Annotated in this window: 18 protein-coding genes; 11 read left to right on the top strand and 7 right to left on the bottom strand. The window is 49.9% G+C overall.

The window, feature by feature from the left end; genetic code table 11:
- Nucleotides 1-114 precede the first annotated feature (114 nt).
- Entirely contained in the window at nt 115-1,017 is a 903-nt protein-coding gene (locus tag ACAW87_RS24470; protein ID WP_370726289.1) for an AraC family transcriptional regulator, read from the top strand.
- 121 nt (nt 1,018-1,138) lie between these two features.
- Here the strand turns inward: ACAW87_RS24470 and ACAW87_RS24465 are convergent, their stop codons facing one another.
- Nucleotides 1,139-1,918 carry a 3-hydroxyacyl-CoA dehydrogenase gene (locus tag ACAW87_RS24465; RefSeq protein ID WP_370726288.1) on the bottom strand — a complete coding sequence of 260 codons (780 nt, stop codon included), beginning with the start codon at nt 1,916-1,918 and terminating at the stop codon, nt 1,139-1,141.
- Between the two features lie 148 nt (nt 1,919-2,066).
- On the opposite strand from ACAW87_RS24465, the gene ACAW87_RS24460 reads away from it, so the two are divergent.
- Both ACAW87_RS24460 and ACAW87_RS24455 read left to right on the top strand, forming a co-directional pair.
- Complete coding sequence (locus tag ACAW87_RS24460; protein WP_370726287.1) at nt 2,067-3,275, top strand: sialidase family protein; 1,209 nt, start codon at nt 2,067-2,069, stop codon at nt 3,273-3,275.
- 112 nt (nt 3,276-3,387) lie between these two features.
- On the top strand, nt 3,388-3,516 hold the full coding sequence (locus ACAW87_RS24455; RefSeq protein WP_370726286.1) for a hypothetical protein: 129 nt from the start codon (nt 3,388-3,390) through the stop codon (nt 3,514-3,516).
- A 48-nt stretch (nt 3,517-3,564) separates the two neighbouring features.
- Here the strand turns inward: ACAW87_RS24455 and ACAW87_RS24450 are convergent, their stop codons facing one another.
- The 3 genes from ACAW87_RS24450 to ACAW87_RS24440 form a co-directional block, all read right to left on the bottom strand.
- Nucleotides 3,565-5,574, bottom strand: coding sequence for an FAD-dependent oxidoreductase (locus ACAW87_RS24450; RefSeq protein ID WP_370726285.1), 2,010 nt, complete (start codon nt 5,572-5,574; stop codon nt 3,565-3,567).
- A gap of 31 nt (nt 5,575-5,605) precedes the next feature.
- Nucleotides 5,606-6,295, bottom strand: coding sequence for a YjjG family noncanonical pyrimidine nucleotidase (locus ACAW87_RS24445; protein ID WP_370726284.1), 690 nt, complete (start codon nt 6,293-6,295; stop codon nt 5,606-5,608).
- Nucleotides 6,296-6,444: 149 nt separating this feature from the next.
- Entirely contained in the window at nt 6,445-6,750 is a 306-nt protein-coding gene (locus ACAW87_RS24440; protein WP_370726283.1) for a (2Fe-2S) ferredoxin domain-containing protein, read from the bottom strand.
- Nucleotides 6,751-7,074: 324 nt separating this feature from the next.
- On the opposite strand from ACAW87_RS24440, the gene ACAW87_RS24435 reads away from it, so the two are divergent.
- From ACAW87_RS24435 to ACAW87_RS24400, 8 genes are all read left to right on the top strand, one after another.
- The gene (locus ACAW87_RS24435) at nt 7,075-7,674 is read left to right on the top strand and encodes an RNA polymerase sigma factor (protein ID WP_370726282.1); all 600 of its coding nucleotides are present in this window, start codon (nt 7,075-7,077) and stop codon (nt 7,672-7,674) included.
- Nucleotides 7,649-7,903 carry a hypothetical protein gene (locus ACAW87_RS24430; RefSeq protein WP_370726281.1) on the top strand — a complete coding sequence of 85 codons (255 nt, stop codon included), beginning with the start codon at nt 7,649-7,651 and terminating at the stop codon, nt 7,901-7,903. Before ACAW87_RS24435 ends, ACAW87_RS24430 begins: the two co-directional genes overlap by 26 nt.
- 25 nt (nt 7,904-7,928) lie before the next feature.
- On the top strand, nt 7,929-9,482 hold the full coding sequence (locus tag ACAW87_RS24425; protein ID WP_370726280.1) for a M28 family peptidase: 1,554 nt from the start codon (nt 7,929-7,931) through the stop codon (nt 9,480-9,482).
- Between the two features lie 61 nt (nt 9,483-9,543).
- Complete coding sequence (locus tag ACAW87_RS24420) at nt 9,544-9,777, top strand: DUF4834 domain-containing protein (RefSeq protein WP_370726279.1); 234 nt, start codon at nt 9,544-9,546, stop codon at nt 9,775-9,777.
- Nucleotides 9,778-9,993: 216 nt separating this feature from the next.
- Nucleotides 9,994-10,770 (top strand): BamJ family beta-barrel-assembly machinery protein, encoded by a 777-nt coding sequence (bamJ, locus tag ACAW87_RS24415; protein ID WP_370726278.1) that lies wholly within the window; start codon nt 9,994-9,996, stop codon nt 10,768-10,770.
- Nucleotides 10,771-10,871: 101 nt separating this feature from the next.
- Nucleotides 10,872-12,956, top strand: coding sequence for a carboxy terminal-processing peptidase (locus ACAW87_RS24410; protein WP_370726277.1), 2,085 nt, complete (start codon nt 10,872-10,874; stop codon nt 12,954-12,956).
- Between the two features lie 509 nt (nt 12,957-13,465).
- The gene (locus tag ACAW87_RS24405) at nt 13,466-14,053 is read left to right on the top strand and encodes an RNA polymerase sigma factor (protein ID WP_370726276.1); all 588 of its coding nucleotides are present in this window, start codon (nt 13,466-13,468) and stop codon (nt 14,051-14,053) included.
- 1 nt (nt 14,054) lies between these two features.
- Nucleotides 14,055-15,053 (top strand): S1C family serine protease, encoded by a 999-nt coding sequence (locus ACAW87_RS24400; protein ID WP_370726275.1) that lies wholly within the window; start codon nt 14,055-14,057, stop codon nt 15,051-15,053.
- A gap of 75 nt (nt 15,054-15,128) precedes the next feature.
- Here ACAW87_RS24400 and ACAW87_RS24395 read toward each other — a convergent pair whose 3' ends face one another.
- The 3 genes from ACAW87_RS24395 to ACAW87_RS24385 all read right to left on the bottom strand — a co-directional run bounded on the left by ACAW87_RS24395 (nt 15,129) and on the right by ACAW87_RS24385 (nt 21,341).
- Nucleotides 15,129-16,361 (bottom strand): efflux RND transporter periplasmic adaptor subunit, encoded by a 1,233-nt coding sequence (locus tag ACAW87_RS24395; RefSeq protein WP_370726273.1) that lies wholly within the window; start codon nt 16,359-16,361, stop codon nt 15,129-15,131.
- Between the two features lie 8 nt (nt 16,362-16,369).
- Complete coding sequence (locus ACAW87_RS24390) at nt 16,370-20,833, bottom strand: CusA/CzcA family heavy metal efflux RND transporter (protein WP_370726272.1); 4,464 nt, start codon at nt 20,831-20,833, stop codon at nt 16,370-16,372.
- 127 nt (nt 20,834-20,960) lie between these two features.
- Nucleotides 20,961-21,341, bottom strand: a complete 381-nt coding sequence (locus tag ACAW87_RS24385) for a hypothetical protein (protein ID WP_370726271.1) — start codon at nt 21,339-21,341, stop codon at nt 20,961-20,963.
- Between the last annotated feature and the right edge of the window lie 13 nt (nt 21,342-21,354).

Raw genomic sequence — 21,354 nt, 5'->3', positions numbered from 1 at the left:
TTGTTCTGTTTATGTTGTTGGCCTACTTTTGCCGAATATCGACTTTATTTTTGCAACTATACAGAAGTATCGTCTGTATTCCTGTTAATTCATGCACACTCTTAAGGCTACCCTATGAAATCTGCCTTGCGTAAGGACATTGACTCGGGTATCGGTTCGTTCGTTGTTAGAGACCTGATCGAACCCCACTTCGATCCCAATTGGCACTTCCATCCGCACTATCAATTGTTTCTGGTTGAAGAGGGAACCGGAACCCGCTTTATCGGCGATTCTATCCGGCCTTTTTCGCCCGGTGATCTGGTGATGATCGGCCCCGATTTGCCCCATTTATGGCGTAGTGATCAGGCGTATTTTCTGCCCGATTCGGGGTTGCAAACCCACGGATTGGTAGTCTATTTCACCGAAGATTGCCTCGGCCCCGATTTTTTCAATAAGCCCGAAATGAGTCGGATTAGGCAACTACTCGATCATTCCCGGCAGGGCCTTACCTGGACAGGCGATACGCACGAACAAACCGTGGCGGCGTTGCGTAAACTGGTGGTGCAGCCGCCATCATTTAGGCGAGTGCTGAATTTTCTGGAACTGCTTGATGACCTGGCTCATGCTACAGATGCACAATTGATCACTAGTGCCAACTATAGTAACCCCATGAAGCCCGCTGATGCCGACGAAGGAAGTGCATCCTCGCAGGCCTACCGGCGCATGCAGGCCGTACATACCTACGTACTAACGCATTTTCATGAAGCAATCAAATTAGACACCGTTGCCGATATTGCCGGCCTGACACCGTCTGCTTTCTGCCGCTATTTCAAGGTACGTACCAACAAAACGTTTGTCGATTTTGTAACCGAAGTACGCATCGGGCACGCCTGTAAATTACTCATAAACAGCGATTTGTCTATTTCGCAAATTGGTTACGAAAGCGGCTTTCGCACGATGTCAAACTTCAACCGCCAGTTCCGCGACGTAACCGGCCAAACGCCATCGCAGTACGTGAAAACGATGGGAGGAGTTTGAAGAGAGGGGGGAGTGGGAAAAAAGGGAGGAGTGGGAAGAAAGGGATTGCTGACGCAAAAGAAACTACGTATGCGTCAGCAATCCCTTTCTTCCCACTTCTTCCTTTCCCCCCCCTTCCTCTTTATTTCATCCCCATCCGAATGGCACCGTCGAGGCGGATTACTTCGCCGTTGAGCATGGGGTTTTCAACAATACTACGGGCCAGCATACCATACTCTGACGGGCGACCGAGCCGGGACGGAAAAGGTACCTGCTGACCCAGTGACAGGCGGGCCTCTTCGGGTAAACCTGCCAACAGGGGTGTTTCGAACAGGCCGGGCGCAATGGTCATTACCCGAATGCCTGACCGGGACAAATCACGGGCAATAGGAAGCGTCATGCCGACAATTCCGCCTTTAGATGCCGAATACGCCGCTTGACCAATCTGCCCGTCGTAAGCTGCTACTGAGGCTGTGTTGATGATCACGCCACGTTCACCATCGGCGTTGGGTACGTTCTGTTCCATGGCAAACGCTGCCAGTCGAATGACGTTGAAGGTGCCGATCAAGTTTACTTCAATCGTTTTGCGAAAAGCATCGAGCGAATGAGGACCGTACTCGCCGTTTACCTTCCCTACTGTTTTACGAGCTTCGGCGATACCGGCGCAGTTGACCACGACATGCAAGGCCCCAAACGACTCGGTAGCCAGCGAAATAGCCTGTTCAACGTCGGAAACGCTGGCTACATTGGTTAATGCAAACCGCACGTTGGTGCCTAGTTCGGTAACAAGCGAGTTGCCCCGATCCTGATTCAAGTCCGCTATGATGACGTTGGCTCCTGCCGCGTGAAAGGCACGAACAGTGGCTTCGCCGAGGCCCGACGCGCCGCCCGTCACCAGGGCTGTTGATTGATGAAGATGCATAGTTTGTTTACTTGTTGAGATTGTCGAAACCCAATTACATTAGATGCGACAAATCTACAAGTCTAAGAAGCGGTTGAGTTGATCGCGTTGGCGGAAAGCACGTTTTTTTGTCACCGTAACCATCTATCTGCCGTTATTCCTGTCTGCTATGATCTATCCAATTTTACTTTATTTTGGGCTACTATCTTGCAGCATAGTGGTGCCCGAACAGGGTCCAGGTACGTTTGTATCGACCAGTGCTATAACGCCCACTGTCGACCCGGAAGAAATCGTCGTTTTTCAGAATGGGGAAGGGAGGTACCGCTGTTACCGAATTCCAGCCATTGTGAAAGCGCCCAATGGTGAGTTGCTGGCTTTTGCCGAAGGCCGGGTGACCGACTGTGGTGATTTTGGCGACGTTGAGATTGTATTGCGTACCAGCACCGACAACGGCAAAACGTGGGGAACCCAGCGTCGGGCTGCTGACTTTGGCTCATTTCAGGTAGGGAATCCTGCTCCTGTATTCGACCTCTCAGACCCGCGCTTTCCCAATGGTCGACTGTTTCTGCTCTACAATACCGGCACCGTTTCTGAAGCTGATGTGCGGGCGGGAAAGGCTATACGAGAGGTGTGGTACATAACCAGTACAGACAATGGCAAAAGTTGGTCAGAGCCTGTCAATATCACCACGCAGGTGAATCGACCCAATAAGCCTACCGCCAATCCGCAGTACACGTTCACCGATGATTGGCGATCCTATGCCAATACGCCGGGTCATGCCCTGCAGTTGACCCGGGGAACTCGCAAAGGCCGACTGTTTGTGGCGGCCAACCATTCGGCAGGTTCTCCACAGGCCCAGTTTCGAGACTACCAGGCTCATGGCTTCTATTCTGACGATCACGGTAAAACCTGGCAACTCTCGGGTGTGATCGCTTATCCGGGTGGCAACGAAAGTACAGCCGCCGAAACCAGCGACGGGAATGTACTGATGAACATCCGTAATCAGTCGGGCGACGTAAAAAACCGGCTGCTAACCCACTCATCGGATGCGGGCACAACCTGGGGGCCAGTGCGTGTTGCGCAGGATTTGCCCGATCCTGTTTGCGAAGGAAGTATGCTTAACTACCAGCCAGCCAATGGGCGAGGTGTGTTGCTGTTCAGTAACGCAAACAGCCAGACAAAACGCGAAAAAATGACCGTTCGCATCAGTCAGGACGATGGCAGAAGCTGGTTGGCTGGTAAAGAAATCTATGCGGGTTCGGCAGCCTATTCCGATTTGGTTGTTCAGCACGACGGTCAAATCGGAATCCTGTATGAAAAGGATAACTACAGCCGGATTGTGTACACGCAGTTTAGCTACGACTGGCTGGTTCGCTGAAGCGGGCTAATCTTAGCATCTGATAACTTGGATGTCAGGTAGCTGTAGTGATTAATTGAGTACCTATGCTAAGGTGAATCCTAATGACCTGAGTACCGACGAAAGCGAAATAATGAATATAACCACCCTACATTCTGACCTGATCGGGGAGTTTGACCGTATCGTTGACCGCGAACATGTGCCTACGCATCTTATCGAATGGGAGATTGTGCAGTCTAAACAGCTGATTAGTGGCCGATAAGTCCAGCGAATCAGCCGCACACTGATTCAGACATGCGCTTTTCCGGCTTTAGTTAACAGGCAAAAACAGCACGGCGTCAGCTAGTACCGGCTCGGCTGAACCGGAGGCGACAAACGTAACAGACGGAGTTTTGCCTTTCGCAAACAGATACGTACCCAGACTGATCCAGTCGTTGTTCTGTTTTTGTTGGTTAATAGTTAGTGACTTGTTGGTGTTGCCATCGAACACGCGAACCGTTACACGAGCCGATTTGTCGCCCTGGAAAGCCACCTCGTCAGGGTTGCCGCCACCGCCCCGGCGCGTTGGATTGTACACGAAAAGCTGGTAGCGCCCCGGTTTAATCGTCGTTGCCTTGAAGGTTACTGCGGCCTTATCGTCTGCACTGAGCAACGCTGTTTTTCCATACTGACTGCCTTTGGCGAGTAAATCCCACTTGCCTTCTTGGTTTACCCGCACGCTATCGTCGTTGTCAATCAGCAGTTCGGGGCGGCTGCCATCGAGGAGTGGATTCTGGCGTAGGGTTTGTTGCAAACGGGTCACATCGAGGCGTTGTACAGGTACGTTCTGGTCGATAGCCTGTGCCGCCGCCGCGCCCGCTGTTTGGCCCAGTACCATAAACACCGGCTCCATGCGGATCGACCCATAAGCAATATGAGTGGCCGAGAGGCAAACCGGTACCAGCAGATTGATGGCTTGCCCCGTTTTGGGCACCAGTGCCCGGTAGCTGATCGGATAAGGTGGAAACCTACCAACCTGCACGTCACCCTCGTTACGTACCCCAGCTTTGCCGCTGGCGTCGGTGACTACCAGGCGCTGGCAATTGTGCGAATCCATGGTGTAGGCGGCCATTCCGATACCGTCAGAAACAATCGCTTTACCTTCGCAATTGGCCTGAGTCATCACGTACTCACCCACCATGCGCCGCGCTTCCCGAATGTAGAGTTGATGCGAAAAATGGTTGTTATCGGTATACTCGTCTTTCGGGTATCCCCATTTCAGCATTTCGTCGCGCAGGTGCTTTGGTACGTGCGGGTCGTGGCCAATAAAATAGAAAAAACCTTTCGTGTAGTCTTCGTGTGCCTGAACAATACGTTCCCGCTCAGCATAATCGGCGTCTGGGTACGTCCAGTTCGCACCGATCATGTCGGTCGAGAGGCCACCGCAGTTGTTGATGTCGGTTTTCCGATTAGGCATTGGCACAAAGTGCATCAGATTCCAGGTTAGCTCGCGGGGCGTCTTTTGCTGAATCTGCCGTAGCAACAATTCATATTTACTAGAATCGTAGCGCGCCGGGCGCAATATCGGAATACGATTAGCCGGATCGTCGGTCAGGCACATCCGGTAGTTGTACGCCTGTATTTTGGTGTCGCCAGTTCCGTTGGAAGCCAGTTTTTCGGTCGAGACGCCCCATATCAGGCCGCTTTCTGGTTTTCCGGGTACGTTATAGGGGTCAACGCCATCCGGAAACTGGTGCTTGTCGAGCAACTGAACGCCGTTCCAGGTTTCGGCGTATTGGCTGTTGGCCTCACGCCCTACGCTGTAACTCACGCCCGCTTTAGCCATTAAATCGCCTTCGTAACTACAGTCGATAAATTGTTTGGCACTAATGGTTTTAATGACGGTCTGGTTGGCCGATGATTCTACAATCAGGGCTTTAATTCGGGTCCCTTCTTTTTGCACGGTTCTAAGCCGGTAGCCCATCAACGGAGCAAGTTTTGCTTCGCGCAGATACGTTCCAAAAAGGTTTTCGGCCACGTGAGGTTCAAACGTCCACTGTTCCAACCGTCCGTAATGTGATCCGATGCGGCGGTAGAAATGGCGCGCTAATCCTGTCACGGCAAACTTGTTGCCTATGTCGGTCGCGCCCAGTCCGCCTGCCGAAAGACCGCCCAGATGTTTTCCCGGCTCGATCAGCAGTACGGTTTTCCCCAATCTTTTCGCCGAAACCGCTGCCATCACGCCCGCCGACGTGCCGCCATACACACAAACGTCAACCGATTGGGCAGGTAGAGAAAAGGGAATAAGAAGAAGCCACAAACCGGCCCAGACTTTTTGCATGGTGCTTTTGGCTAATGCGTTACAATAGCGATTACAAAATCGTCATCAGGTCGCGCCAGTGACGAATATCATAGGTGGCCGGGTCGTCAACTTGCTGGCCTTTTGGGTTATAGAATACCGTATCCAGCCCAACGGCTTTGGCGCCCAGAATATCGGCTTCGTAGTTATCGCCCAGCATCAGGCTCTCGGCCACTGTAGCTCCGCTGGCTTTCAGTGCATACTCGAAAATCAACGGATTGGGCTTCTTGGCATCGGCTGATTGCGTGGTGATTACTTCCTCAAAAAAGTGCGCTATCTCAGACGAAGCCATCTTAACGGCCTGAATTTCGGCAAAACCGTTTGTGATAATGTGCATGCGGTAGCGGCCGTGTAGGTGTTCAAGCAGTTCCTTGGCCGAATCGGTCAGGTGTGCTTTACGGGGTAACAGCTGCAGGTATTCTGTGTTCAGATCGGCACAACAATCGGTGTTATCGACGCCCAGTTCCTTAAAAACGAGGGGAAAACGATATTGGCGAATATACTCATGACCAATCAAGTCCTGATCGTAATCACGCCATAGCTGCCGGTTCACTGAGATAAACGTTTCCGCAAAGGCATCTGGAGACGAAAGCCCAAGTTCAGCCAGCCGATAGGTAGTGTAAATTTCGGCAATTGATTCCGATGAGTTGCGATCGAAATCCCAAAGCGTATGATCGAGGTCGAAGAAAAGGTGTTTGTACATAAACGAGGGGAGCAGAGCAGGAAGTTGGAGAATCGAAGCCTTAACGGCCAGGTTTAAAGAATTTTAGGTTCAGACAAAAGTTTCTGTTCTCATTCAAACATTACTTCTGTAAGCTATTGACTTTAAACCTGGCGCATCGGCTCTCACAGTCAGAAATCCAGTTTCAGGCGCTCCACAACCTCATTCCCCACAACGTGTTTTTCCACGATCTCGGCAATGTCGTCAACCTGCACATTACCGTAGTAAGTGCCTTCCGGATAAATAACCAGGGCGGGGCCAAAGGCACAGGCATCTAAACAACCTGCCCGCTGGGCACGTATCTGCTTTTGAAGGCCTCGTTGAGTAATTTCCTGTTTAAAGGCGTCGAGCAGGGCAGCGCCATGTTCGGCACCACACGATTTTTTAGGTGATTCTTTCTGATTAGTGCAGACAAAGATGTGTTTCTCGAATTTCATGGTTTTAGCATTAAAACAGCGTTTTTAGAAGACGAAGGTACTTTACACCTCTCAATTAAACCGTCGCAACGTTTTTTTGTCAAATAAATTGAAGGCCTACGCATCCTTTGGCTCACTATATACGTATAGTTTGGTATAGTTTTGGAGGGATTTTACTAAATTGAAGCTGCATTCAAGTATAGTCACAAAAAGTTACACCCATTTCTTGTAAGTTTTCGGCAGAGTTTGTTACTTTGAATAGAAATTCTCCTCCCATCTCACAAATCTTAACACGGACACACACTATCGACTAAACGCTCTACGTTACCTAATTGTCTTTCTGAAATGGAAAAAGCCCAGGTTAACGACAGCGAGCTTATTTCGTCGTACATCCGTGGTAGTGAGAAAGCCTTCGAAAAGCTGGTTTTACGGCATAAGAACAAGGTTTATACGACCATCTATCTTATTGTCAAAGATCAGTATATAGCTGAAGACTTAATGCAGGACACCTTTATCAAGGCGGTCGATACCATTAAGTCGGGTCGTTATAACGAAGAAGGCAAATTCCTTCCCTGGATTATCCGTATTGCTCACAATCTGGCCATCGACTATTTCCGGCGAGATAAACGCTACCCCAATGTAGTGTTTGAAGACGGAAGCAATGTGTTCAACACACTCGAATTTGCCGAAGACTCAGTGGAGGCGGTGCAGATTCGGCGTGAAACTCATGAGCACCTGCGCGAGTTGATTCAGCGATTGCCGGAGCAACAACGACAGGTTCTGATAATGCGGCACTACGAGGAAATGAGTTTCCAGGAGATCGCCGATGCAACCGGAGTCAGCATTAACACCGCTTTGGGACGTATGCGTTATGCACTTATAAACCTGCGCAAGCAGTTAAGCAAACGTCCTGTAAGCTATGACAAAAACGTTTACCCAAGATGACGTCATCCGGTACGTCTACGAAGAAACTTCTGAGGAAGAAAATCTTCTTATTGAAGAGGCACTGATGACAGAGCCCGAATTAATGGGCTTTTTCCTCGATACGCTCGAACTCCGGGCACTGATGGACAAAATTGAACGGGCTCCACGCTCTTCAACAGTTGAGTCTATCTTATCCTATTCTTCTTTTCACCCAAATTCCCCTGTTCGTAACCCAACTGGTGTTGCGTAGCATGGGAATTTTTGTTTCTGCATCAATGACTTATTTAGTTAGCCGGTGGTCTCTGTTGGGGGCCACCGCTTTCGCATTTGTAGCTGCCGGTACACCCGGTTTAGCGCAACAAACCAAGGCAGGTAAACGCGCTGTTTCTTCTATAACGGCCTCTGTTGCACAACCCGAAGCACAGTTGACGCGTGCTGAACTGGAAAACCATCTGCGGTTTATCGCCTCTGATGAGTTACAGGGTCGGAAAACCGGCTCGCCGGGAAACATGGTGGCTGCCCGCTACATTGCCGAACAGTTTAGGATGATCGGGCTGAAACCCGCTGCTGAAAATAACAGCTACTACCAATCTGTTACGTTGCAACGTACCCAGGCTACGGCCATGGGAGTCATCCGGTTTGGCGCCGACTCGCTGACAGTCGGAAAGCAGTTCGTGGTGGTATCGGGCGGAGCGGTTAACCAAACCGCCGAAAGCGTGTATGTTGGTTATGGTCTTACTGCTGACGACTACGCCGGAAAAAACGTACAGGGCAAGTTTGTGATTACGCAGGTTGGTTCTGCCGAGGCAAAATCGCCGCGTGACCTGATTGGGGCTATGACCGTCAAGCGGAAAATGGCCGCTGAACGGGGTGCGTTGGGCATCATAGAATTGTTCGCCTCGCCCGCCACACCATGGGCGTTTGCGAACCGGTATTTCAACAGTGAACAAATCAGCGTACCCACTGCAGAATCGGCCGGTCAGTCACCGATGCCACACATTTGGGCCGACAACGGTAAGGGGCAACTCGCCGGTTTGAAAGACAACAAAGCCGTAACCGTTTATACGTCAGGGCGGGCCGCCCAACCTGTAATGACGGTAAATGTGGCTGGCATAGTAGAAGGAACCGACCCAACCCTTAAAGCTGAATATATTCTGCTAACTGCTCATTACGATCACATTGGTACCGCCAAGGCCGGAACGGGGTCGGTGACGGCAGCCGATACGATTTATAATGGGGCACGCGATAATGGCATGGGCACCGTTGGGCTCATTGCCGCTGCCAAAACCCTAATGGCACAACCGCCCAAACGGTCAGTGATCATTGTGGCACTGACCGGTGAAGAGGTAGGTTTGCTGGGCAGTCGCTATTATGCTGAGCACCCGCTGATTCCGCTAAAGCAAACGATTTTTAATTTCAATATCGATGGGGCGGGTTATAATGATACCAGTCTGATTTCGGTTATTGGTCTTGAGCGTACAGGAGCCAAAGCAGAAATAGAACAGGCCGCTGCTACATTCGGCTTGTCTGTGTTTGCTGAGCCCGCGCCCGAGCAAGGCTTGTTCGACCGGTCAGACAATGTCAGTTTCGCAGCCAAAGGCGTTCCGGCACCTACGTTATCGGAAGGATTTAAGGCGTTTGATGAAGAGTTGATGAAAAATTATCACCAGGTGTCCGATAATCCTGAAACGATCGATTACGATTACCTGCTGAAGTTCTGTCAGTCTTATGCGTTGGCGGCACGGCTTATTGCCAACCGGGCCACCCGGCCATTCTGGATAGCCGGCGACAAGTATGAAGCGGCTGGCAAGGCCTTATATGGTCGATAAACTAAACCAGGCAGGGCGGCGTTATACCCATTGAAAATGCCCTGTTAAACCAACGTTGGTTATGCTCTTAAAAGTCCTGCTCGTTTTTGCGTTGCTCATCATGTTTGTACCACCGGTACGTCGATTCATGTTCTACCTGCTGGTTGGCCGTCAACTGGTGAAAGAGCAGCGCCGCGCTACTGAACGTACCCAACCGGTTCGGGAAGGCGAAACGCGGGTAGCATCGAGTTCAACGCGGAAAGGTGGTTCACCCATGAATGGCGGCGAATATGTTGACTACGAAGAGGTGAAATAACCTTTTTAAGATATTTTAAGGAAGCCCGTGCTGAAGAGCGCGGGCTTTTTTGTTGTTTGTTAATAATCAGGTAATCAGCCGCATCTTGTTTGGACAATTGGCCGTCTACTTGTTATTTTAGGCAGGATATAACTCGAAATACAAAACTTTTTAGGGCTAAAATCACGTTTTCTCATTACCAAACCGTTGGTACGTTAACCACATACTTTCTTCCTCATGTCTGTTTCCCGTTTAGTTGCCGTTGGCCTCTTGTCAACCTTGTTTGTTTCTAATCACGTTATTGCCCAAGTTAAAAAACCTGTCGCATCCGTTAAGTCAGCTAAAACACCCGTTAAGGCCAAGCCAGCAGTAGCTACAAAAAACACAATGCTGGCTAATAGTCAGGATTCGTTAAGCTACAGTGTTGGTTACAGCATCGCTCAGAGTCTGAAACAGCAGGGCATGACCGCTGTGAATACAGCGGTTTTGGCCAAAGGCCTCGAGAATGCGCTGAAGGGTCAGACCTTGTTGCTGGCTGAGCCGCAGATGCAGCAGATCATGATGAATTACATGCAGAAACAGTACGCGGCCAAAAATGCGGAAGCTGGTAAAGCTGCAGAAGGTAACAAAAAGATCGGTGCGGCGTTTCTAGCAGAGAACAAGTCGAAGCCGGGTGTGCAAACCACAGCTAGCGGTTTACAGTATGTAGTTGAGAAAGAAGGAGCGGGTGCCAAGCCGGTAGCTACTGATCGGGTGAAAGTACATTACACCGGTAAATTAATAGATGGTAAAGTTTTTGACAGTTCAGTTGAGCGCGGACAACCAGCCGAATTTGGGGTTACAGAAGTAATCAAAGGTTGGACAGAAGTGCTACAGTTAATGCCCGTAGGGTCGAAATGGAAAGTGTTTATTCCATCAGACATCGCCTACGGTGATCGGGGTGCAGGTGCCGACATCGGCCCTGGCTCAACGCTTGTCTTTGATATTGAGTTGTTAGACATTGTAAAAAACTAATTAGTGGGTTAGTGATTGAGTGAATGAGCGAATGTCTGGCTTGTCAGTATATAGCCAGATAGTTACTTGTCTTCTCGTCTACTAATTCGCTTATTCTGCCAATGAGAAAATACCTGATTACACTGGTTCCTGTGCTGATGCTAAGTCTTCAGCCAGAATCTCGTACGGCTTCGGCTTCCAGTGGGCAGCAGTCAACCGTTTGGACTCCATCTGGCGATGACCTGAAGCCAACTGTCACACAGGAGCGTGTGGAGCAGGCTGTTACTCAATTGCTGACACGTTATCATTACCGGAAAGTTCGGCTAAGCGATTCTTTATCAGCGGTTGTATGGTCGAATTACCTGAAAGAAATGGACCCTAGTAAGGTTTATTTCTTGGCTTCGGATGTCACTTCGTTTGAGAAATACAAGAACCAGATCGATGACGCGCTGGTGAATGGTGATCTAACGGCTGCGTTCGATATGTACAATGTGTTCCGGAAGCGATTCAACGAACGCACAGCTTTTGTCAACCAAACACTGAGCAAACCGTTCTCATTTACGGCCGACGAAACATATAACGTAGATCGGGAAAAGGCTCAGTGGCCTAAAACGCCTGAAGAGCAAAATGATCTGTGGCGCAAAATGCTGAAGAATCAGGCCCTAGAACTGAAGTTGGCTGGCAAAGCAGATACCTCAGTAGCCACACTGATGAATAGCCGCTACAAGAATCTGGGCAAAAGCATGAGCCGCATCAGAAGCGAAGATGTGTTTCAGTGGTACATGAATGCCTTTGGCGAAACGCTCGATCCGCATACCAATTACCTAGCTCCCCGAACTGCCGACCGGTTTACAGAAGAAATGAGCCAATCGCTGGAAGGTATTGGTGCTCGTTTACAAGAAGATGGTGAGTACATCAAAATCACCGATCTGGTACCAGGCGGCCCCGCTTTCCGCAGCAAGCAATTCACCGCTGGCGACAAGATTATCAGTGTGGCACAAGGTGAAACCGGCGCTATGGTGAGTGTGGTAGGCATGCAGGTAGACGACGCCGTGAAGTTGATAAAAGGCCCTAAAGGCACCGTAGTCCGGCTCCAGGTAAAATCGCCTTCAGCACTGGCTACTGACGTACCCAAAGAGATTCGAATTGTTCGTGAGAAGATCAAGCTGGAAGAGGGACGTGCCCATAAAGAAGTGATTGAGATTACAGAAGATGGACGCAATTACAAATTTGGTGTTGTTGTTCTGCCAATCTTCTACCGTGATTTTGATGCTGCCCGCCGTCGTGAATCCGATATGGCAAGTACAACTGTCGATGTGAAAAACCTGATCGATTCGCTCAAAATGGAGAAAGTCGACGGTATCGTTCTCGATTTACGGGGCAATGGCGGCGGATCGCTGATCGAAGCCATTAACCTGACTGGCCTGTTTATTCAGAAAGGGCCGGTTGTGCAGGTACGTGATTCGGGTGGTGAAACCGAAGTGATGGCCGATAATGATCCTTCAGTTGCTTACGATGGTCCGTTGGCGGTGCTGGTTGACCGATTCAGTGCTTCGGCTTCCGAAATATTTGCGGCTGCTATTCAGGATTATCGCCGGGGAATTGTTGTAGGTGGACAGACTTTTGGTAAAGGCACCGTGCAACAACTCATTGACTTGAACAGTATGTTGCCTAAAGAGCAGGATAAAGTTGGTCAGGTGAAAATGACCACGCAGAAATTCTACCGTATTAATGGTAGCAGCACGCAGCACAAGGGCGTAACCCCCGACATTCAGTTTCCGTCGCGTTATTCGGCCGAAGATTTTGGCGAAAGTTCGCAGCCAAGCGCTTTGCCCTGGGATCAGATCGCTTCAGCTCGCTTCGAAGCAACGAGTTTCATCAACGATAAACTGACTATGCAGTTACGTGATAAGTATGAGCAACGTCTGAAAACTGATGCAGATCTGAAACGGGAAGCGCAGGCCGTGAACGAATTCAAAAAGGCAAAAGAGAACACAACAGTGTCTTTGCAGGAAGCTAAGCGGAAGAAAGAGAAAGAAGAAGCCGAGAAGAAAGTGGCTAATCTGGAAAAGCCTTCGCCCACAGATACGCCTGAGGTAGTAAAGGCAAAGAAAAAGAAGGATACGTACCTGAATGAGACAGGTCGCATACTAGCCGATATGATTTCTGGCGGCGGACAAAACCAGTCTAAAGTTGTGAAGCACTAATAGGCTTCTGATCAATATAAAGAGCCGGGGCTTCAACGCCTCGGTTTTTTTGTTGATCACAGGTGACGCCGTGAGCGGATATAGCTTTGGGTATGCCCCTATAAACGCAAAAAGTCCCTCGGTTGCGAGGGGCTTTCTGTAAGCGGTTAGCGATGATTAGTTCGCTGATTCAGAAGTCATTGAAGTTGACTCAGGAGCCATCATCGTAGTGTCGGTAGCCATGGCGCTAGTGTCGCTAGACATAGTCATGGTTGTGTCCGTAGTAGTAGTAGTAGTCTCAGTGGTCTCAGTTTTCTTTGATTCACAGGCAGTAGCCAGAGCTACAACTGACATTACGAACAGAGCTGATTTTGCGAAGCCTTTCATGATTTTATGTGTTTAAGTGTTATTGGTTAACTTTCCATACCTTAATACGATAGACTAAAGAAGGTAACCCACGTTTTTGAAAAATATTTATCTTTTTTTTGGGTTACCAACTAACCCATTCGGTATTAATCAGTAAGCAGTGTATGAGGGAAGCCACGCGGGGGTTGTCGACAGATGAAGCCCTGTTGATAGGGTTGGCCGAAGGGTCTGACCAGGCATTGAGCCAATTGTATCGACAACACTACCCGATGATCTCGCAGTTGGTAATAAACAACAGCGGGTCTACAGATGACGCCAAAGACATTTATCAGGAGACGTTGATCGTACTCTTTGAGAAAGTATCGGCCGGTGATTTTGAGTTGAATTGCCAGCTTAAGACATTTATTTATGCGGTGGCCCGACGTTTGTGGTTGAAACAACTAGCGCAGCGGGGTAGGTCACCGTTGATTCGGGCGAGTCAGTTTGATACCGAGCCGGCCGAATCGATTACCGAAGATCTGGCCGATCATCAGCGGCGCGATCAACAGTTTGAGCAAATGGCCGAATCGTTAACCCAATTGGGCGAACCCTGTCGGACATTACTGGAAGATTTTTACATCCGTCATTTTTCGATGCAGGACATCACCGAAAAATTTGGATACACGAATACGGATAACGCCAAGACGCAGAAGTATAAATGTCTGACGCGGCTGAAGCGCTTATTTTTTGCAAGCTATAAAGACACCGAATAGTATGGACGCAGGAAAACAGGAACCTATCGAAACCATGTTGCAGGCCTATGGTCGGCGATTGGAATTTCGTGAGAAATTGAACCAGGTTCATCAACAACTGGAAGCAGATTCGCTACTGGATCATGCCGCTGTTGAACCGCGTGTTCAGGTACGTGCCTGGTGGCAGGCGCATCGGTCTACATTGGCCATTGCGGCGGCCGTAGCCATCATGACTACGTTTGCTACCATTATCATGTATCGTTCGTACCAGAACAGTCATAAGCAGGAGCAGCAGTATGGCATGATGATGCGGAATCTGGCAGTTATTCAGCAAACGCAAAATAAACTGCTTAACAACCTGAGTGGCCGTGGACGGGTATTTCAGCAAAATCCCGGTCAGGTAGCTGGTTCCGGCTTTTTACTGACGTCTTCCGGGTTTATGGTGACCAATAACCACATCATTCAGGGAGCCGACTCAGTATACGTACAAAGTCAGCAGGGCGTGGTGTACAAAGCCCGGATCGTGCATGCTGATCCGCAAAACGATTTGGCTATTCTTTCTATTGGACAAGACACGGCATTTCACGTTCAAGCCCCTGTTCCGTATGGTTTCGAGCCACACAAATCGGAGCTTGGTGAGCGCGTATATACTCTGGGATATCCACGCGAAGAGATTGTATATGGTGAAGGATACCTAAGTTCAGGTACCGGATTCAGAGGCGATTCGGCAGCCTATCAGGTGGCCATCAGTGTAAATCCAGGCAACTCCGGTGGCCCCTTGCTCGATGAGAAAGGAAATATAATCGGGATTATTACGGCTAAGCAAATCACGTCAGAAAACGCCACATTTGCTGTCAAAACCAGTGTGCTTCTCAATGCGCTGAACGCCATTCCGCCCGACTCATTGAAGGGTGATCCACTCGCTATAAATCGGAAGAGCCGCATGGCTCGTTTGTCGCGAAAGCAACAGATCAAGCAGATGCAGGGATATGTATATCAGATAAAAGTGTTCAAACACTAATCGACCTTAGGCAACCAAAAAAGGGCCATTCCTATACAGGAATAGCCCTTTTTTGGTTGCCTAAGGTCGTTGTCGTTATTCTTCTTCGCTGTTATTCAACTTGCTGAGCAGGCTGTAACCACCGCTGATCACAACGGGCGTTTGGGCTGTATTGATACTAGACGGGAGGATCACGGCCACAAATCCGTTTTCGCGCACACCGGTACGAACGTCAATCTGGCGAAACTGATAAACAACTGGCTGACCTTGTTTCTTCTCCAGTATATACACGTATTGCTTTCCGCTAAACTCGATAACTGCCGATTCGGGCAACGTGGATAACGACTGCGTTTTTACATCGATGTGGGCAGTAACGTACCCACCCGGAATGAAAATAGGTTTCAGTTCTTTTGGGTGAGCAAGTACTTCGATGGTACGGTCGGCCGAAATCGATTTGCCAATCAGGAAAATGTCGGCCTGATGTATGGGCGAGGCGTCGCTTCCCATGGCAAACTTAACCTGTTGCCCCAATCGAATCTGATTAATGTCTTTTTCGAAAATATTGAGTCGTACATGCAAATGCTCCATATTGGTAATTTCGGCCAGGACATCTGATGGGTTGACGAAGCGGCCCGCGTTGACCGGTACGTTTGTGATATAGCCCGATGTTGGTGCGGGTATACTGATGGTGCGGGTCATCCGGGCGGGGGTAAGTGTGGCGGGGTTGATGCGGAGCATAGCCAGCCGTTGTGCCGCCGCTGCCAACTGCGTTTGTAGACTTTGGCGGGTAGAGCGGGTTTGCTGAAATGTTTTCAGCGCGCCAACGTTTTCCCGACTCAGTTCTTCTTGCCGGGCATAATCAAGATCGGCATAGTCTAGTTTAGCCTTGGTATCCAGATAATCCTGTTGCAGTTGAATATAATCGGGATTTTCGAGCACAACCAGGGTTTGTCCTTTGGTGATCCGCATACCTGGTTCGAGGTCAATTTTGCGAATGTATCCACCAAAAGGAACAGAGACCGACACCCGATTGGAGGCAGGTACGTCGATGGCACCATTGGCTTTCAGTACCGTGCTGAGGGCCCGATTTGTTGGCTCTCCCAGCTTTATATCGGCTACCGAATACTGAGCCTGGGTCAGAGAAACGCGTACTTCACCGGTAGAGCTACTGTCCTGAGTCGCGGGAGTTTCGGTGTTGGCTGGTTCAGTATCACCGGTTTTGTTGGCCGATGAGCAGGCCAGGATAGAGAAGCAGAGGCCTGAAATAAACAGGAATGACTGCACATGAGCAGGCAGTTTACCCACAAAAGATGTTGTTATGAATGGCATATGGGGTATTACTGATTACCGAGTAGGTAGGTGATGTAAAGAACCGATTGGTTATGCTGGTTGAGCAAGTCGACGTACGACGAGCGGATTGTGAGTGCCTGTTGGAGTGCGAGCGAGAATTCAACGTACCCAATATCGCCCCCCCGAAAAGCCAGACGGGCATTGGTTTGTATCAATTGAGCCTGCGATAACCCATTCTGCTCATAGTAAATTAGCGCATTTTTATAGGTATTGTACTGGCCTACTGCTTGTTGTAGTTGCTGATTCAGCGAGAATTGGCCTGTCTGCAATTCGGTCTGCGCCATTTGCTCACCTATACGCGCCGCTTCGATTCGGGCTTTTTGCGCCTTACCGATCAGCGGGAAGGTAACGCCTAGTTGTCCGCCGGTGAAACGGGAACCGGGGCCGAAGTAAAGCTCCTGTCCGTTGATGAGTTGGTTGCCAATCAGCGTTTGAGAGAACAGACCAACGGTAAAATCAGGGCGGAGTCGGGCTTGCTCAACCAGCCGGGTTTGCTCGGCTACCACAACCTGTTGTTCCAGCAAACGTACCTGCGGATGCCGGGTGGCTACTGCAGGCTGAGTTAACAGTTGCAGGCTGTCGGTGGCATAGGGGAGGGTAAGCCTGAGTAGTGGCTGTTCGCTGACATCGGGAAGATCTGGGCTATATAGTAGTAGCTTCAGGCGTGTTCGGGTGGCAAGCAAATCGGCGTTGAGTTGCGCAAGCCTGACTCGTTGGTCAGCTAACTGGCTTTCTGCCGTAATTTTCTCCAGACTCCCTGTTTCTCCCGTTTTCACCCGTAGCGTAGCGGCCTGCACAAACTCGCTGAGCAGGGTATCTTGTCGTAAGTACAGTCGACGACGCTGATGCAGGTAGGCTAATTCATAGTAGGCGGCCTTTACCTGATAGCGTAAATCGTTGAGCGTTACGGCAAGCGTTGCCTGCTGGCCAGCCACGGTTTGGTCATTCAACTGAGCCAGCCGACGCGTTAGCAGCGGGTTTGGAATAGTGTGTGATACGGTCAGATTATTATCGAAACGGCGGCTGTTGTATTGTCCCAGTAATACGCTGGCCGACAGGCGACCGGCGTCATAGGCTGTCGGACGCAAGGCTTGCTGCCGGGTGATACCCAGGTTGCCGAGCTGTAGTTGTGCATTCCGACTACTTACCTGTTGCAGAGCCTGATCGAGCGTAATGGTTTGTAGTTGAGGGGTTTGTGCCCAAATGCTGCTGGTGCCCAGTAGTAGCAATAGTACGATTATGGCCGTAGGTACGTTACCACTCGTTTCTTTACCTCTATGTATTGCCCGCTCTCGATTAAGCGATTTTTGTTCAAACAAAGAATATAAAATAGGCAACACGATCAGGGTTAGCAGCGTGGCGGTCAGCAGGCCACCAATAACAACGGTGGCCAGTGGCTTTTGTACTTCGGCCCCTGCCGAATTGGAAATAGCCATCGGTATAAAACCAAAGGAGGCAACCAGCGCGGTCATAATAACGGGACGAAGTCGAATTTCGGTCCCTTGTCGAATAATCTCGTTCATATCAGTTATTCCTTCTTCGTGCCGAAGTCGATTAAATTCAGCAATTAACACAATGCCATTGAGTACGGCTACTCCGAAGAGGGCAATGAACCCTACACCCGCCGAAATACTGAACGGCATATCGCGCAGCACCAGGGCAAATACTCCACCAATGGCTGCCAGCGGAATGGCCATAAATATCAGGAGGCTTTGGCGGATAGAACCGAAAGTGAAAAATAACAGGGCGAAAATGAGGCCCAGCGCAATCGGAACGGCAATGCCGAGGCGTTGTTTGGCTTCTACCAGATTTTGAAATGCCCCGCCATAGGTGACCGAATAGCCTGCCGGTAGCTTAATTCGCTGATCTACCTTTAATTGAAGTTCAGCCACGATGCTCTCTACATCACGCCCGCGCACGTTGAAACCCACCGTGATACGCCGCCGTGTCTGGTCGCGCTGAATCTGATTGGGCGATTGGTCAACACGTACCTGGGCAATCTGTCCCAGTGGAATTTGCTCGCCGTTGGGTGTTGATATGTATACATTTCGAATGTCATCAACTGACTTTCTTTTTTCTTCGGCCAGCCGTAACACCAGATCAAATCGTTTTTCGCCCTCAAACACTAGCCCTGCTGATTGTCCGGCAAAGGCCGTATTGATGGTTTGATTGACGTCAGCTACATTAAGGCCATACTTGGCGAGTGCATTGCGGTCGAGTTTGATCAGTATTTGTGATAAGCCCGCTACCTGCTCGATATACAGATCAGCCGCCCCTCCGGTTTGTCGAACTAATCGACCGATCTCATTCGCCAACCGTTCGAGTTCGCCGAGGTCTTCGCCATAAATTTTCAGGGCTACATCCTGGCGGGCACCAGTCATCAGTTCGTTGAAACGCATTTGAACAGGTTGTTGAAAACCGAAGGTAACGCCGGGTACCACTGAGAGGGCTTCGGCCATTTTTTCGGCCAGTTCATCGCGGGTACTTGCTGATGTCCACTGATCTCTGGGTTTCAGAATAACCATCATATCGGCGGCTTCAATAGGCATCGGATCGGTAGGAATCTCGCCTGAACCGATCTTGGCAACCACCTGCTCTACTTCGGGAAACTGCTGTAACAGAATGCGCTCGCCTTTCAGCGTAGCATCAACAGTTTCGCTCAAAGAGCTTCCGGTCAGGGTGCGGGTATCAACGGCAAAGTCTCCTTCATCGAGTTGCGGAATAAACTCGCCTCCCATTCGGGAAAAGGTAAAAATAGCAGCAACGAGTAAAAGCAGTGCCGCCCCCAGAATCAGTGTTCGGTATTGCAGCGAACGAAGCAGAATAGGCTCGTAGACCCTGAAAATACGACGCATCAATTTATCGGAGAAGGTCTCTTTGTGCGTACGTTTTTTGCTCAGAAATAAGGCCGAAATCATGGGTACGTAGGTCAGCGAGAGAATGAAGGCACCCAGAATGGCAAATGCTACGGTAAGAGCCATGGGTTTGAACATTTTGCCTTCGATGCCCGAAAGGGCCAAAATGGGCAGATAAACGATCAGAATGATGATTTCACCAAAGGCCGCCGACGACCGTATCCGGCTAGCTGCCCCAAATACTTCGTTGTCCATCTCTGTCTGCGTACGAAGCCCGACCTGTCCTGTTCCCTCGGCCCCGAGGTTGCCCTGCCCACGCTGCAAGTGGTGCATAGTGGCTTCTACAATGATGACGGCTCCATCGACGATCAGGCCAAAATCAATGGCTCCAAGGCTCATCAGGTTGCCCGACACCCCAAACAGGTTCATCATGGCAACGGCAAACAGCAACGCCAATGGAATAACGGAGGCCACGACAAAACCGGCCCGAAAATTTCCCAACAGTAGCACCAAGACGAAAATTACGATGAGTGCTCCTTCCAACAAATTGCGCTCTACAGTGCCAATGGCGCTATTTACCATCTTTGTCCGGTCTAAAAACGGAATGATTTCTACACCCTCAGGCAGCGTTTTCTGAATCTCCGCAATTTTTGTTTTAACGCGTTTGATCACCGCCGACGAGTTTTCGCCCTTAATCATCATAACAATAGCGCCAACCGTTTCGCCTGTACCATTACGGGTAATAGCTCCGTATCGAACAGAAGAACCGATACGAACCGTGGCTACGTCACGTACCCGAACGGGCGTTCCCGACTGGCCTGTATGATCATTTTTTACTTGAACTACAATGTTGGCAATGTCATCGGGTGAGCTGATAAGCCCATCAGAACGAATAAAGTAGGCATTGGGCTTTTTATCGATATAGGCCCCTCCGGTGTTCTGGTTGTTCTGCTCCAACGCGCGGAACAGGTCCGAAATAGTAATGCCTACACTCTTGAGCCGGTCAGGATCAATGGCGATTTCGTACTGTTTCAGTAATCCGCCAAATCCGCTGACATCGGCTACGCCGGGCGTACCCAACAGCCCACGCCGGATTGTCCAATCCTGAATAGTGCGTAGATCGGTGAGGGTGTATTTGCTTTCGTAGCCTTTTTTTGTGGCTATTGTATATTGAAATATTTCGCCAAGGCCGGTAGTTACGGGAGCCATCACGGGCGTACCAATGCCCGGAGGGATCTGGCTCATCACGTTCTGAAGGCGTTCGGCAATTTGCTGACGCGCCCAGTATACGTCTGTTTCATCGGTAAAGACGACCGTTACAATGGACAGGCCAAAACGCGAAAACGAACGCAACTCCGTAATGTTCGGGATGTTGGACAGGCTCACTTCAATCGGGAACGTGACAAGGCGCTCTATATCTTCAGCCGCCAGCGAAGGGCTACTGGTAATAACCTGTACCTGATTGTTGGTGATGTCGGGTACGGCATCAATCGGCAATTGGGTTGCCGACCAGCCGCCCCACATGATCAGCGCCAGCGTAAAAAGGCCGACAATGAGTTTGTTCTCGATAGAGAACTTAATAATGGCATTCAGCATGAACGTAGGAATGGATCAATGGCCAGCAAGCAAACCGAGCCAAAGCCCGTTATGCAGGACTTCAGGCGCTAGTTGCTGAACAATAAGCTTTTGAGTAAACGCACTTCGCCCTGTTGGGCACGAAGGTCTACCGTCGAGGGGGATTGATTAGCGAGCGAATCGCAGTGAAGGCGTAGAGATCAGCCTTCTGAAAGAATGTGGCTCTGGCCACAGAAATAACCGACAGCGACAGCGACGTTGCATCGAGGCGGAGTGGGTTGGGCGTAGAAATCGATAGTGATTGTCCTGCCGAAGGAAGATTATGGTGATTGTGAGTAGGGTGTTTCTGATGGTCGGAACTGGCATCGTAATGCATCATCAGAAACGACAGAAAACCCAGCGCAGCGTCGGTTTGGCGATGCTGTTGATAATGATTGGCTAACTCAACCCATCTGGCCGACTGGTCAATGCCAAAGCCGGGGAGCAAACTGCTTCCGAGCATTAGATGAACCAGTAAAATTGCCAGCATTGATTTCATGGGC

It is taken from the genome of Fibrella aquatica, from assembly GCF_041321135.1.
Lineage (GTDB): Bacteria > Bacteroidota > Bacteroidia > Cytophagales > Spirosomataceae > Fibrella > Fibrella aquatica.
This window is presented reverse-complemented; position numbering and strand designations above follow the sequence as displayed.

Excerpts from the sequence above, each read along its gene's own strand:
- ACAW87_RS24470 (WP_370726289.1), top strand. The coding sequence starts at position 115 with ATGAAATCTGCCTTGCGTAAGGACATTGACTCGGGTATCGGTTCGTTC.
- ACAW87_RS24465 (WP_370726288.1), bottom strand. The coding sequence starts at position 1,918 with ATGCATCTTCATCAATCAACAGCCCTGGTGACGGGCGGCGCGTCGGGC.
- ACAW87_RS24460 (WP_370726287.1), top strand. The coding sequence starts at position 2,067 with ATGATCTATCCAATTTTACTTTATTTTGGGCTACTATCTTGCAGCATA.
- ACAW87_RS24455 (WP_370726286.1), top strand. The coding sequence starts at position 3,388 with ATGAATATAACCACCCTACATTCTGACCTGATCGGGGAGTTTGACCGT.
- ACAW87_RS24450 (WP_370726285.1), bottom strand. The coding sequence starts at position 5,574 with ATGCAAAAAGTCTGGGCCGGTTTGTGGCTTCTTCTTATTCCCTTTTCT.
- ACAW87_RS24445 (WP_370726284.1), bottom strand. The coding sequence starts at position 6,295 with ATGTACAAACACCTTTTCTTCGACCTCGATCATACGCTTTGGGATTTC.
- ACAW87_RS24440 (WP_370726283.1), bottom strand. The coding sequence starts at position 6,750 with ATGAAATTCGAGAAACACATCTTTGTCTGCACTAATCAGAAAGAATCA.
- ACAW87_RS24435 (WP_370726282.1), top strand. The coding sequence starts at position 7,075 with ATGGAAAAAGCCCAGGTTAACGACAGCGAGCTTATTTCGTCGTACATC.
- ACAW87_RS24430 (WP_370726281.1), top strand. The coding sequence starts at position 7,649 with ATGACAAAAACGTTTACCCAAGATGACGTCATCCGGTACGTCTACGAA.
- ACAW87_RS24425 (WP_370726280.1), top strand. The coding sequence starts at position 7,929 with ATGACTTATTTAGTTAGCCGGTGGTCTCTGTTGGGGGCCACCGCTTTC.
- ACAW87_RS24420 (WP_370726279.1), top strand. The coding sequence starts at position 9,544 with ATGCTCTTAAAAGTCCTGCTCGTTTTTGCGTTGCTCATCATGTTTGTA.
- bamJ (WP_370726278.1), top strand. The coding sequence starts at position 9,994 with ATGTCTGTTTCCCGTTTAGTTGCCGTTGGCCTCTTGTCAACCTTGTTT.
- ACAW87_RS24410 (WP_370726277.1), top strand. The coding sequence starts at position 10,872 with ATGAGAAAATACCTGATTACACTGGTTCCTGTGCTGATGCTAAGTCTT.
- ACAW87_RS24405 (WP_370726276.1), top strand. The coding sequence starts at position 13,466 with ATGAGGGAAGCCACGCGGGGGTTGTCGACAGATGAAGCCCTGTTGATA.
- ACAW87_RS24400 (WP_370726275.1), top strand. The coding sequence starts at position 14,055 with ATGGACGCAGGAAAACAGGAACCTATCGAAACCATGTTGCAGGCCTAT.
- ACAW87_RS24395 (WP_370726273.1), bottom strand. The coding sequence starts at position 16,361 with ATGCCATTCATAACAACATCTTTTGTGGGTAAACTGCCTGCTCATGTG.
- ACAW87_RS24390 (WP_370726272.1), bottom strand. The coding sequence starts at position 20,833 with ATGCTGAATGCCATTATTAAGTTCTCTATCGAGAACAAACTCATTGTC.
- ACAW87_RS24385 (WP_370726271.1), bottom strand. The coding sequence starts at position 21,341 with ATGCTGGCAATTTTACTGGTTCATCTAATGCTCGGAAGCAGTTTGCTC.